The organism is Paenibacillus sp. PAMC21692, from assembly GCF_014303795.1.
Classification (GTDB): Bacteria; Bacillota; Bacilli; order Paenibacillales; family Paenibacillaceae; genus Pristimantibacillus; species Pristimantibacillus agaridevorans.
In genome coordinates this window covers 7440150-7452026 of the sequence record NZ_CP060293.1, presented here as the reverse complement: position 1 = coordinate 7452026, position 11877 = coordinate 7440150, and the positions used below count along the sequence as shown (strand labels likewise).

The 11877-nt window shown below is 48.8% G+C and carries 10 protein-coding genes; 7 read left to right on the top strand and 3 right to left on the bottom strand.

Annotation, left to right across the window (positions count from 1 at the left end; translation table 11 throughout):
- The first annotated feature begins 54 nt into the window (after window positions 1-54).
- The 4 genes from H7F31_RS29820 to H7F31_RS29805 all read left to right on the top strand — a co-directional run bounded on the left by H7F31_RS29820 (window position 55) and on the right by H7F31_RS29805 (window position 6956).
- Complete coding sequence (locus tag H7F31_RS29820; protein WP_187101772.1) at window positions 55-957, top strand: carbohydrate ABC transporter permease; 903 nt, start codon at window positions 55-57, stop codon at window positions 955-957.
- A 9-nt stretch (window positions 958-966) separates the two neighbouring features.
- Complete coding sequence (locus H7F31_RS29815; RefSeq protein ID WP_261800577.1) at window positions 967-1797, top strand: carbohydrate ABC transporter permease; 831 nt, start codon at window positions 967-969, stop codon at window positions 1795-1797.
- 70 nt (window positions 1798-1867) lie between these two features.
- On the top strand, window positions 1868-3337 hold the full coding sequence (locus H7F31_RS29810) for a hypothetical protein (protein WP_187101770.1): 1470 nt from the start codon (window positions 1868-1870) through the stop codon (window positions 3335-3337).
- Between the two features lie 145 nt (window positions 3338-3482).
- Complete coding sequence (locus H7F31_RS29805; protein ID WP_187101769.1) at window positions 3483-6956, top strand: S-layer homology domain-containing protein; 3474 nt, start codon at window positions 3483-3485, stop codon at window positions 6954-6956.
- A gap of 111 nt (window positions 6957-7067) precedes the next feature.
- On the opposite strand, the gene H7F31_RS29800 is transcribed toward H7F31_RS29805, so the two are convergent.
- Complete coding sequence (locus tag H7F31_RS29800) at window positions 7068-7892, bottom strand: AraC family transcriptional regulator (protein ID WP_187101768.1); 825 nt, start codon at window positions 7890-7892, stop codon at window positions 7068-7070.
- Between the two features lie 144 nt (window positions 7893-8036).
- On the opposite strand from H7F31_RS29800, the gene H7F31_RS29795 reads away from it, so the two are divergent.
- A complete protein-coding gene (locus H7F31_RS29795) occupies window positions 8037-8993 on the top strand; it encodes a nucleoside hydrolase (RefSeq protein ID WP_261800182.1) in 957 nt (318 codons plus the stop codon).
- Between the two features lie 243 nt (window positions 8994-9236).
- Here H7F31_RS29795 and H7F31_RS29790 read toward each other — a convergent pair whose 3' ends face one another.
- A complete protein-coding gene (locus H7F31_RS29790) occupies window positions 9237-9398 on the bottom strand; it encodes a hypothetical protein (RefSeq protein WP_179215706.1) in 162 nt (53 codons plus the stop codon).
- Between the two features lie 308 nt (window positions 9399-9706).
- Between H7F31_RS29790 and H7F31_RS29785 the strand changes: the two genes are divergently transcribed.
- Window positions 9707-10054, top strand: coding sequence for a hypothetical protein (locus tag H7F31_RS29785; protein WP_187101767.1), 348 nt, complete (start codon window positions 9707-9709; stop codon window positions 10052-10054).
- A gap of 379 nt (window positions 10055-10433) precedes the next feature.
- Here H7F31_RS29785 and H7F31_RS29780 read toward each other — a convergent pair whose 3' ends face one another.
- Window positions 10434-11045, bottom strand: a complete 612-nt coding sequence (locus H7F31_RS29780) for a superoxide dismutase (protein ID WP_087569821.1) — start codon at window positions 11043-11045, stop codon at window positions 10434-10436.
- Between the two features lie 362 nt (window positions 11046-11407).
- Here H7F31_RS29780 and H7F31_RS29775 point away from each other — a divergent pair, with 362 nt between their 5' ends.
- On the top strand, window positions 11408-11830 hold the full coding sequence (locus H7F31_RS29775; RefSeq protein WP_087569820.1) for a GNAT family N-acetyltransferase: 423 nt from the start codon (window positions 11408-11410) through the stop codon (window positions 11828-11830).
- Window positions 11831-11877 lie beyond the last annotated feature (47 nt).

Sequence of the window (11877 nt, the reverse complement as noted above, 5' to 3'; positions counted from 1 at the left end):
AGAGTTCGCCCGAACGGAACTCTCCCGTTTTATTGAAGGAGTGTGTGAACGAGAATGAGGGATTCGACCCGAAGAACGACCGCTTTCTATCTGATGATTTCGCCCTGGTTCATCGTGTTTATTTTTTTTGGCCTATATCCGCTTCTGTACGGGCTTTATTTAAGCTTTACGAATTATTTTGGCTTTAACATCGACCGTCTCAAATTCGTCGGGATGGCCAATTACAAGACGGTATTCTCGGATTCCGACGCGATGTACGCGCTGGGGAGAACGCTGCTCGTGACCCTGATCAACGTGCCGCTCGGAGTGATCATCGGCCTGCTGCTCGCTCTGCTGCTGAACCGCAAAGTGCGCGGTGTCGGCGTGTTCCGAACGATTTTTTACTTGCCGTCCATCATCCCCGCTATTTCCGCCATCATGATTTGGAAGTTTATGTTCTCCACCAATGACGGCATTCTGAATGCCATTCTCGGATTTTTCCACCTGCCGGCGATCAACTGGCTCGGGTACGAATGGGCAACTCCATCGCTGATCCTGATGATGCTCTGGGGAGCGGGCGGCGGCATTCTGATCAATCTGGCGGGACTCAAGGGGATTCCGAACGATTTGTACGAGGCCGCCTCGATCGACGGAGCTTCGGCGGTCCAATCATTTCGCGCCATTACGGTGCCGATGATGACGCCGGTTCTTTTTTTTAATGTCATCATGGGCATCATCGGTTCCCTGCAAATCTATTTGCAGCCCATTCTGCTGTCGGGCACGGGGTTGCTCAATACGCCGATCCGTCCCAACTATCTGTATGTCGTCCACGCGTTCCAGCAAATCTTTGCCTTTCAGCGTTTCGCTTACGGCATGGCGCTGCTCTGGATACTGTTCGTGGTCATTCTGATACTTTCCGTCACCATCTTCACCACGAGCAAATATTGGGTTCATTACGAGACGGATCAGGAGGGGTAAACCGTGGATATGTCGACAAAAAGTTTCAATGCGCGACGCTGGCTGCTATACGCCTTTTTGCTCGCGTGCTCGATCGTTTTCCTGTTTCCGCTTTATCTATCCATCGTGGCCTCGCTTCAGAAGTGGATGTCGGTTCCGAGCGTCCTTCCGAACGGTTTCTATTGGAGCAACTACCGTGATGCCGTGACGATGATCGACTTCTGGAAATTCGCTCAAAACTCGGTCGTGCTGTGCGTCATCGGGCTTGTCACGACGACGCTGACGAGCGGCCTTGTCGGCTACGCGTTTGCCAGAATCAAGGCGCCCGGACGCAAGGGGCTGTTCCTGATCGTGCTCTCGACCATGATGCTTCCGGGCATCGTCACCCAGATTCCGACCTACGTGCTGTTCCATCGCTTCAACCTGCTGGACACGTATTGGCCATGGGTGTTCTGGGGGCTTGGCGGGAATGCGTTTTTCATTTTCCTGTATCGCCAATTTTTCTCCGCCATCCCCAAAGAGCTGGAGGAGGCGGCGCGCATCGACGGCTGCTCGATCTTCCGCACGTACTGGAACATCTTCCTGCCGCTTTCGCTTCCGGTCATGGCTACCGTGTCGATCATGAATTTCCAGGGAGCTTGGGGCGACTTCATGACGCCGTTTATGTTCCTCAAGGTAGATCATTATCCGCTCGCGACGGCGCTCAGCATGATCGGCTATCAGCTCGAGGGCACCCCAATCACCATCCAGCAAGTCGCGGTCGCCGGCGCCAATCTGTTCATGATCCCGGTTCTGCTTGTCTTCTTCCTCGGACAGCGCTATCTGATCGAAGGGATCGTGACGACGGGAGTGAAAGGATGAGGCCGCAAGAGCGCAGGCTTGAAATCCTGCCCCGGATCTTGCAAATACGATTATACAAGGAGGAGTCTTGATGCATAAGAAAGCAGTATTGCTGGGAATCTGTTTTTTAATGATAATCATGGGATTTACTTTATCCGTTTATGGTTCCGGTAATAATGACGGCGTTCCGGGAGTGGATGACCTGCTCAACGATAATCTTATGAAAGGAATGAGAGGCGCAGGCAGCAATGTTGTAGTTGAGCCCCTTGATCCTGAATGGTCGCAGCTAAAGCAGAGCAGAATCCCGCTTGGCGTAGGGGGAAGTTATACCGAAAGCTTTGATGAATCGACATCGTATTTTAACAGGGGGTTGGCAGCTTCCTCTTACGGCAATGCCAATGTCTCCATTACAAGCGATGCCGCAGTGGCAGTCAACGGCAGCAACTCCCTTTTTGTAGACAGTACGGCGGGGAATTTCATCGGGGCGCTTCTTAAAAATATGCGTGTTGTTGCCGGAGGAACATACAGAGTTGAATTTGACTACAAAATCATCAAAGCTTCCTCTGCTTTCTATTTTCAATTTCGGGCCGACAGCAGCGGTACGGGCGGTGACCGGTTTGTAGAGTTTTCGGGAGCGGATGGAGCTGCCGGGCATATAGACATAACCATGGAACTGGGTCTTTATTCGGATTATTATGCAATGATCTTTGCGGCAGCTCCCGGTAAAATATCAGTCGACAATATAAAAATAACCCGTATGAATGCCAGACCGCTCGCCATTGATGCTGCAATCACCGGTGATCTTGCGATTGATTCGACGATTACAGGCTCCTATATCTATTTAAATCCGGATGACGATGTTGAAAGCGGCACCACAATAAAGTGGTATGCGGCTCTTAACCGTAATGGCCTCAATAAAACGTTGATTAATGGTGAAAACAGCAGCAATCTGCACCTCACATCGGAACTGAATGGAAAGTATATCGGTTTTGAGGTTGTGCCGCGTTCAATGACAAGTAAAGGCAATAGGGTGACAGTGTGGAGTGACGAGGCTGTTGGCGGTGTTGCTTCCGGCGTCGATACCAAGCTTTGGCTTGATCCGGGAGAAAGCTTTACAGAGGATTTTGAAGATGATACGACAGCCGCTAAAAATATACTATTTATAAATCATACACTTGACTATTCTTATATTTCAGCAGCCGTTGATGAGACGATAGACAGCGGAAATGCGTTGATGTTGTTTAATGATTTGCCGCCGGGAAACTTATCCGTAGCCGCATTCCCCAATCTCGGCCTTGCCAACAATGGAATTTATGAGGTTTCGTTTGATTATAAGGCGGTTAATGCGCCGGATTCGTTATTTCTGGTGTTCCGATCCGATACGGCGGGCTACTCGCATGACAAGACCGTACAGGTGGATACTACGGGAGCTATCACTCATTTTACCGGCGAATTTAGGCTTGATGATTACAATGACTATTATCCGATGATAATTATGTTCCCATCGTCAAATGGCGGAAAGGTGCTTGTTGATAATCTTCGGATTTACAGAAAGCCATAATGATGCCGCAAATAAACGCTCACTTGGAGGAGACACTGGAATGAAGAAAAAAAAAGTTCGAATAGCTCATCGCTTATTCACTTTTCTTATTATTTCAGCGATTGGAATGACAAGCAGTACAGCATACGCAAGTGGAGGAGAGGAAATGTTGGATAATCCCGGTCTGTCCGATCCGTGGAATGTTGGCGTTAATACCGATGCATTAAATAATCAGGTGCTGTACCCGATACCATCGGAAGTCATGCATATCGTTAATGCGGTTGATTACGGGGTTGTGGCCGATGACCAGTACGACGACACAAAAGCAATGATTAGCGTCATTGCTGCCGCCAAAGCATTCAACGGAGAACTTACTCAAATAAACCTGCCAGGCGGCCAACTCGATTTTATCGAAGGCATGAACGATCAGGATCCCTCGGTCGGCATTTTATTCGAGGACATGAGCAATATCGTACTTGCCGGCAATTCGACATCGCTTGTTTTTCATGGGGATTTTCGGGCGATCGAATTTCAGAATTGCACGAATATTTTGACTGCCGGAATAAGCATAGATTGGGGACGTCCTCCGTTTTCGATGGGTGTCATAACCAAAAGCGATGGGAAGACATTCGAAATTCAGGTTGATAATGGATATCCGGTAGATGCGAGTACGGCCGTTAAAGGTCTGCTTGAATATGACCCTGCCACAAACACTCCGCGGGTAAACGGCAACGATATCTACGGCGATGTGGATCGGGTTCTATATCTTGGCAGTCAGAAACTGCTCATAACGTTTAAAACGGATCATGCTGTCGCTCCTGTAGGAACCATTGCCATTCTCCGTCACCATATCTATGAATATGATGGGATAATTGCAAGGAACAGCAACAACATGAAATTTGAAGGCGTCACTATTTACACGGCGCCCGGAATGGGTTTCCTGGGCTACTCCAGCGAAGATCTTTACTTTAACCGATTTAATATCAAACTTCGTGACGATACCGATCGTATGATGTCAACAACTGCGGATGGCATGCACTGTATGGATTGCGGCGGAGATTTACAGGTGACAAATTCAATCTTTGAAAACACCGGGGACGATGCTTTGAACGCTCATGGCGCTTATCTCACCATTAATCAAAAAATAGACAGCACAACGGTCTATGCTTTTAATCCACGTGGATACAATTTTAAACCCGAAGTAGGAGATTCTCTCGAATTTGAACGTGCATCCACGCTAAAACCTACTTTTTCCGCCAACGTTGTAAGCATAACGGACCATGCAAGCGGCAACGGCTTTGACATACAGGTCGACCAGCCGATCCCCGATACGGTTGCAATCGGAGATGTAATCGCCAACGCTACCCGCACGCCCAAGCTGGTATTTAAAAACAACCTTGTCCGCAATAAACGGGCTCGCGGCGTATTGGTTCAAACAAGAGATGCAAGGATAGAAAACAATACATTTGCAAATAACAGTTCAGGCGCGGTTTTTATCTATACAGACAGCAATTATTGGTATGAATCACTCAGTTCAAGGGATGTTATAGTGAAAAACAATAAAATGGTCGGCAATAATTTTGGACCGTCGTATATTAGAACGGATGGTGATATATCGGCTGTGGCTTGGGCAAGCAACAGCATGTACGGTGCGACTGGCGTTTTTAATAATCTTGCCATAGAGAATAACTTTATTGCCAATACGGGAAATGCAGGTGTCTATATTATTTCTTCGGATGATGTCAACATTGCCCACAATCTGATATCAAAGTCCGGGCTTGATGCCAAAAGCGCCCATTTAAACTCGGGTATCGGCCTTGCGTATTCCAAAAATGTAACAGTGGAAAAAAACAGTGTTATACCGAACAGTACATCCGACTTTAAGCCGCTTTCGGTTGGCGCCGGTCTGGATCTTGACACGTTTAATCTGATTTCCAACGAGGGCATTGATTCAAGCGATATCGGCAGCGAGGCAATCCCGCAAACGGCTTATGTAGAGAAGATTCCTAACGGGGCCATCGATGTTGCGGATACGGATATAAGTGATTGGGGTATTTTGGGCAACGCTGTCCAAATGGTTGGTTTTACGGGTTCCGGGCTGAGCGTGGCGAATCCTGATCCTGAGCAATTTAAGGTTAATCAGGTCAAGCTCGCACATGATGATGATAACATTTATTTCAACTATGACGTAACCGATCATAATTTGTCCTGGATTTCGGGAAATTACTGGCAGGGCAGCGGCGTCGAGATTTTTGCGACAGACAACCTTGCTTCGGATGATCCAATGGAGATTGTCAAAAATACCAATGATTCAAGCGTACAAATATTTATGGGCGGAACTGCATCGGGCGGCTCTTTTCTTGTCGATGTGCGAACTTCATCCTCCGTGTATGCAAACAGAAACGACTTTAAGCTGAATCTTTGGGAGAAACCAGACGGCAAGGGATATCAGGGCGAAGGCTTGATCCCTCTTAAAGATGTGCCGTCCATCCAAGAGGCGATAGAAGACGGAAAAGAAATTAAATTAACGATAAGATTTGCATACTTGGACAACAATGGCTCGCAGGTTCAAGTTTCGAACGCTGCGCATCCGGTAGAATTTAATAAGTATATTTCGTCAAGAATGCCTGCGGTAAAATTTGGGCCTGTGCGAAGCACGGCGGCAACGCTAACCTCGACCATCGGGACGGTAAGCACGGCCGGAACCACGGATGAAACGATCACGAACATCCCGTATGGCACATCGCTGGACGCGTTCAAGGCAGCAATCACACCGGCGGCGAATGCCACGTTTGACGTGTACGATGAAGACGGCACGACCGTCGCCACCACACTGGCAACCGGCAAGAAGCTCATTGTAACCGCGGAAGACGGGACAACGAAAGTGACGTATACCGTGACGGTAAATGCAGCCAATACGGCGGCGACCTTAAGCGCGCTGATCCCGACTTCTGAGCCTGCTGCGACGTCTACGCCGGCTCCGTCGCTCCCGACGGTTCCGACGGATACGCATCCTGTTTTAAATTCGAGCCTGGTTCCCAGCCCGGCTGATGTGCAGAAGGCGATCAAGCAAGCTCTTGTTTCAGCTCCAACGATCGCGTTTCCTGATGTCAAGTCGAATAGCTGGAGCGCACGCGGCGTAAAACTTGCGGCACAACTTGGCATTATTGCCGGCAAGCCGGACGGGCAGTTCCATGGCGATGCTAATGTAACTCGCGCCGAGTTCGCAACCATGATCGTCAGAGCCTTGCGTATGGACATATCTCATGCAACAAGCAATGGCGCTTTCACGGATACGCAAGGTCACTGGGCCGATTCGGCTATCGCTGTTTTGAGGAATGCCGGTATTCTGAATGGTGCCGGTGACGGTTTCTTCAAACCTGACCAAGCGATTTCCCGGTCGGAGATCGCTGCAATTCTCGCTCGTGTCATGAGCATGACTTCGGCTACGACGAGCTCCTTCTCGGATACGTCGAACAGTTGGGCTCAGCAGGCCATCGAGCAACTATATAACGCGGGCATCGTCAGCGGTACTGGCGGCAATCAATTCAAGCCTGATGATAAAGCAAGCCGTAATGAGGCGGTGGCGATAGTTGTTCGGATGCTGAACAAAACGCTTGAGCTTGGTCTTGATCTATAAGATAACAGCGACTCCACAACTGCCTCCAATGCCGCAGTCGATATCTTGACAACGAAACACCGCCAGGGAGCAATCACCGGGCGGTGTTTTCAATACATTGCATATCTTTGACTACAAAGAATCCCCGCCGTCCACAGGGCGCGAAGACATACTTGCATGTTCAGACGATTTGAAGTCAGCCATTCTCGATATTTTTCGATAACTCAGCGGGCTCAATCCTGCCTCCCGCTTGAACAATGTACAGAACTGCGCGGTTGTCGAGAAGCCGCAGCCGGCGGCAATGGAGGATACCGTAACTTCGGTCTGCTCCAACTGTTTTTTCGCCAAGTTGATTCGTCGCTCCAATACATAATTCAACGGGGATACACCGTAGGCCAACTTGAACAGATGCCGGAATCTATCGTAGCTATAGCCCGACATGCGCGCCAAGCTGGCGATATCGATCCGCTCTTGATAATGCTCGTCCATATAGTTGCGGGCAAAATAGAGCGGCCGATCCTGCTTGTCCCGTTCGGCTACGCCCCAAAGACGAAAGTGCGCAACGAGAAGCTCGCTTATACATAGATTAAGCCGAATCGCATAGAGCGGCGGCTTCGCTGTGATTTCGTGCTGCATCGCGAGCAGCAACTTGCCAATTGTGCAGTCGTCATCATCGTTATATAACCCTTCCCGAACGGAAGACGGAAACTCGGAATCGATCAGCCGGAAGCCGGCGCACAGCACTTCCGTAGCCTCGCGGCGAATCTCGTCGTGAAGCGTGTCGGGAGGTACGACAGCGTAGCTTCCGGGCTCATAGACGTATTCATCCCGGCCGATGCGGGTTGACCCTCTGCCTTGCCGGTAATAAACAATTTCATAACAGCGATGCCGGTGCATGGAAACCGATGTTCCGGCCTCGTGCCAAGCTTGAAAGATGAAGTCTGTGCGAGTGCTCATCTCATTTGTCCTCTCCTTGTAATATAGCCGAATCATAAAATAAATTAGCCGGATGGTGTAACCATCATACCTTAATTTTCTGTACAATTGGGTTGAAAATAAAATCATTAAACCAAATCATATAATTTTAGGGAGGCCAGGTCAATGACCAACAAGAAGGCGGCGCATATTATGTATCCAGAGCTTGACGAGAACTTTCGGGTGGAACGCTTGAAACCCCGCGACGGAATAATTCGCATGGTGCTCGACACCGACGCTTTCAACGAGATTGACGACCAGTTCGCGCTTTCCCATGCGCTTCTGTCCCCGGAACGACTGCGGCTGGAGGCGGTCTATGCCGCTCCATTCTTCAATGAGCTGTCCAACGGACCCAAGGACGGGATGGAAAAAAGCTACGACGAAATCGTGCACATTCTGACCAGGCTGAAGCGAATGAAAGAGGGAGTCGTATTTCGCGGCTCGGAAAGCTATTTGCCCGGCGCGAATACGCCCGTCGACAGCCCGGCGGCGCGCGATCTCGTTGCCAAAGCGCTTGCGATGCCCGATGACGAACCGTTGTACGTTGTCGCGATCGGCGCCATCACGAATGTTGCGTCGGCGATTTTGCTGGAACCTTCCATTATTCGCAAAATCGTTGTCGTTTGGCTCGGTGGTCACGCGCTCTCATGGAGGGATACGAAAGAATTCAATTTGGTTCAAGATATACATGCGGCGCGGGTCATTCTGGACAGCGGCGTACCGTCCGTCCTCATTCCATGCGCCGGCGTTGCTTCTCATCTGATTACAAGTTTGCCGGAGATCGAGCGTTATGTGCGAGGCAGAGGGGAAATTGGCGATTTTCTGGCGGAACGCTATGAAGGCTGCAGCGGCGATCATTTTGGATATTCCCGGGTTATTTGGGATTTGTCAGCTGTCGCGTACTTGCTGGATCCTTCGTATGTCCCGACCGATTTTGTGCATAGTCCGTTGCTGACGGATCAGGTGACCTGGAGCGTGGATCACGGCCGTCATTTGATTCGCTGCGCCTATGGGGTCAATCGGGATGCGATTTTCAAGGATTTGTTCCACAAGTTGGAGGAGCATGCGCAAGGCACACGTTAAGTGAAGATTTAAACCTGGCTACAATGTGCAGATCGGTACAGAAAACCAGTTCACTCAAGAAAGCATCAATGGATCAAAAGACAGAAATGGCGGTGCAGGGATTGAACCCGAGCACCGCCATTTCTTTGTTTTTGCTGTTTCTTTCATGAAGGAGCTGTCTCGTCAAGCGAATAAAACTGCTTTTGGGACAGCTTCTTCTCCGCTGTGGATATTCTTATTTGTTCTCACTTAGAAGGCTGCTTGTTAGGATTCTGCGTAGTACCAGTTCGTGTCGAGGCCTGTAATGGGACAGTAAGGGAACTTGTCGCCTTCTTTCAGCGTAAGACGGCGTCCCGCCTCACAGATGTAATCGCCTTCCCGTTCCGCGTATTCACCTGTTCGGTAAGAAGTATTCGTTGTACTCATTTCGAAAGCACCTCTTTCCATAGATTTGCAGCGTCGATGGGAGTTGCTACCGACTATGCGGCTAGGTGATCGGCTGCTTGTTCATTCATTAACCCTGTTTGTCAAATTTGAAACATAACGTGGAGATGAATCTGTTTCTGTTTAACGAAGCCGAGGTGTTTGCCCGCATTCACATCCCGGGAGCCAGAAATCGAGAAGGTCATGTATAGCCGTAAGAAGAGCGCTGGTTTAACATGGAAATATATACCTGAGGGATGTGTATAATAAGATGCGTAAGTCTATTTGTAAAAAGTTTAAAGGAGGATAACATGAATAAAAAAATCTGGATATTTCTAATTGCTGTGAGTGTAATTTTAGTAGGGTGTGGCAAAGAAAAGATAGAATCTTTCGATACTTCTATCTCCAAAATTGATGATGAAGAGTTTTATGTGAGTTGTCCGATTGATGATGGACCAGGTGACGATATAGGATACTATTGTGTGATAAAAATCGTTAGTGAAATTATGTTCAAAGATATACAAGGGAATGATTTAAAATATGATGATTACAAGATAGGAGACAGTGTAAGAGTGGTTTTGACGGAACCACAAATTCTCAGAAAAAAGGATGTAATTCTTAATGTTCGTGAGATTAAACTTTTAGCAGCCAGTGATTAGGTAATTGTGAAAAACGGAAGGCGCTCCAGCTGGGCGCTGACAAGCGTGGACGAGCGAATGTGTATGAAAAGGCGAGTACAATGGGGCACTGGCAGGCGTGGACGGGCGAATGTGTATGAAAAAGCGAGTACAATGGGGCGATGGCAGACGGGGGCGAGCGAATGTGTATGAAAAAGCGAGTACAACGGGGCGTTGGCGGGAGTGGACGAGCAAATGTGTATGAAAAAGCGAGTACAATGGGGCACTGGCAGGCGTGGACGGGCGAATGTGTATGAAAAAGCGAGTACAACGGGGCGCTGGCGGGCGTGAGCGCCAACAAAAAAACGTCAACCGCCGGTGATCCGGAAGGTTGACGTTTTTTGTATAGCCCAAGCGGATATTACTTAACCGCTGCTTCGTAACGTTTGCCCACTTCGTCCCAGTTCACAACGTTCCAGAACGCTGCGATGTAGTCAGGGCGTTTGTTTTGGTAGTTCAGGTAGTAAGCATGCTCCCAAACGTCCAGGCCGAGGATTGGCGTTTCGCCTTCCATGATCGGGCTGTCTTGGTTAGGCAGGCTGTATACTTTCAGCTTGCCGTTAGCTACTGCCAGGAACGCCCAGCCGCTGCCGAAACGAGTAGCCGCAGCTTTAGCGAAGTCGGCTTTGAACGTGTCGAAGCCGCCCAGCTCGCTCTCGATAGCCGCTGCAAGAGCACCAGAAGGAGCGCCGCCCGCGTTCGGTCCGATTGTTTCCCAGAACAGGCTGTGGTTAGCATGTCCACCGCCATTGTTGCGGACAGCCGTGCGGATCGACTCAGGTACGCTTGCAAGATCAGCGATCAAATCTTCGATCGATTTCTCTTGCAGCTCGGGAGCGGACTCCAGTGCAGCGTTCAGGTTTGTTACATAAGCGTTATGGTGACGTCCGTGATGGATTTCCATTGTCGTTGCGTCAATGTGCGGTTCCAAAGCGTTGTGCGCGTAAGGCAGAGCAGGAAGTTGATGTGCCATTGATAAGGTCCTCCTAAATGGTATGTAGTGTGTAATCATTCCCATTATCCTCTATCGGAATGAATAAATCAACATCGTTGTTGAAAAAGTCAATGCTTGAACGCGATTTTCCCGCCGACATCAACCTGTAGATTTCCCATAGCTTCCTTGATTTATGCAAAAGAAACGCATAATTATGGAAAAAATGAAAATTGCATAAGCGATAAATCGTGTAAGCGCTTAATATTAAGCGTTTTCAATAGAAAATGGGCGATTTATATAGATTTTTTTAAGAATTTTAAATTTTTTAGTGTGATTTTGGCGGAATTCGTCGTATGATAGACAAGTACTCGACTATGACAAGGTATAGAAGGTGTTAAGGTATGAACGTTCGTTCCTTCCAATTATCCGATTACAAACCACTTACTGCATTGCTTGAGGAAGTGCTTACCGAGGAATGTTATGAGCAAACGATGGAAGCATTTGCTCGCCAATTGTCATGGGATAGCGAATTGGTGCTTGTCGCTGTCAAAGAATCAGAGATCGTGGGCATGATTATCGGCACGATCGACAATAACAAAGGGTATTATTATCGCATCGCAGTTTCCCCCGAGCATCAACGGATCGGCATCGGCAAGGCCCTTGTAACGGGTTTGCGCGGACGATTCGAACAGCGTGGCGTCAGCAAGATCCTTATTACGGCTGACGAACATAATGAGCCTGTACTGCCTCTGTATGAATCGATGGGGTACGAAACGTCGGATTTCTTCCATGCGTTCCAGAAGCTTAGCATTGTTGCCGGGTAAATAGAGAGTTAGTCCTTCAAGGACGGTATATTAGGGGCATATCCAGC

Excerpts from the sequence above, each read along its gene's own strand:
- H7F31_RS29820 (WP_187101772.1), top strand. The coding sequence starts at position 55 with ATGAGGGATTCGACCCGAAGAACGACCGCTTTCTATCTGATGATTTCG.
- H7F31_RS29815 (WP_261800577.1), top strand. The coding sequence starts at position 967 with ATGTCGACAAAAAGTTTCAATGCGCGACGCTGGCTGCTATACGCCTTT.
- H7F31_RS29810 (WP_187101770.1), top strand. The coding sequence starts at position 1,868 with ATGCATAAGAAAGCAGTATTGCTGGGAATCTGTTTTTTAATGATAATC.
- H7F31_RS29805 (WP_187101769.1), top strand. The coding sequence starts at position 3,483 with ATGTTGGATAATCCCGGTCTGTCCGATCCGTGGAATGTTGGCGTTAAT.
- H7F31_RS29800 (WP_187101768.1), bottom strand. The coding sequence starts at position 7,892 with ATGAGCACTCGCACAGACTTCATCTTTCAAGCTTGGCACGAGGCCGGA.
- H7F31_RS29795 (WP_261800182.1), top strand. The coding sequence starts at position 8,037 with ATGACCAACAAGAAGGCGGCGCATATTATGTATCCAGAGCTTGACGAG.
- H7F31_RS29790 (WP_179215706.1), bottom strand. The coding sequence starts at position 9,398 with ATGAGTACAACGAATACTTCTTACCGAACAGGTGAATACGCGGAACGG.
- H7F31_RS29785 (WP_187101767.1), top strand. The coding sequence starts at position 9,707 with ATGAATAAAAAAATCTGGATATTTCTAATTGCTGTGAGTGTAATTTTA.
- H7F31_RS29780 (WP_087569821.1), bottom strand. The coding sequence starts at position 11,045 with ATGGCACATCAACTTCCTGCTCTGCCTTACGCGCACAACGCTTTGGAA.
- H7F31_RS29775 (WP_087569820.1), top strand. The coding sequence starts at position 11,408 with ATGAACGTTCGTTCCTTCCAATTATCCGATTACAAACCACTTACTGCA.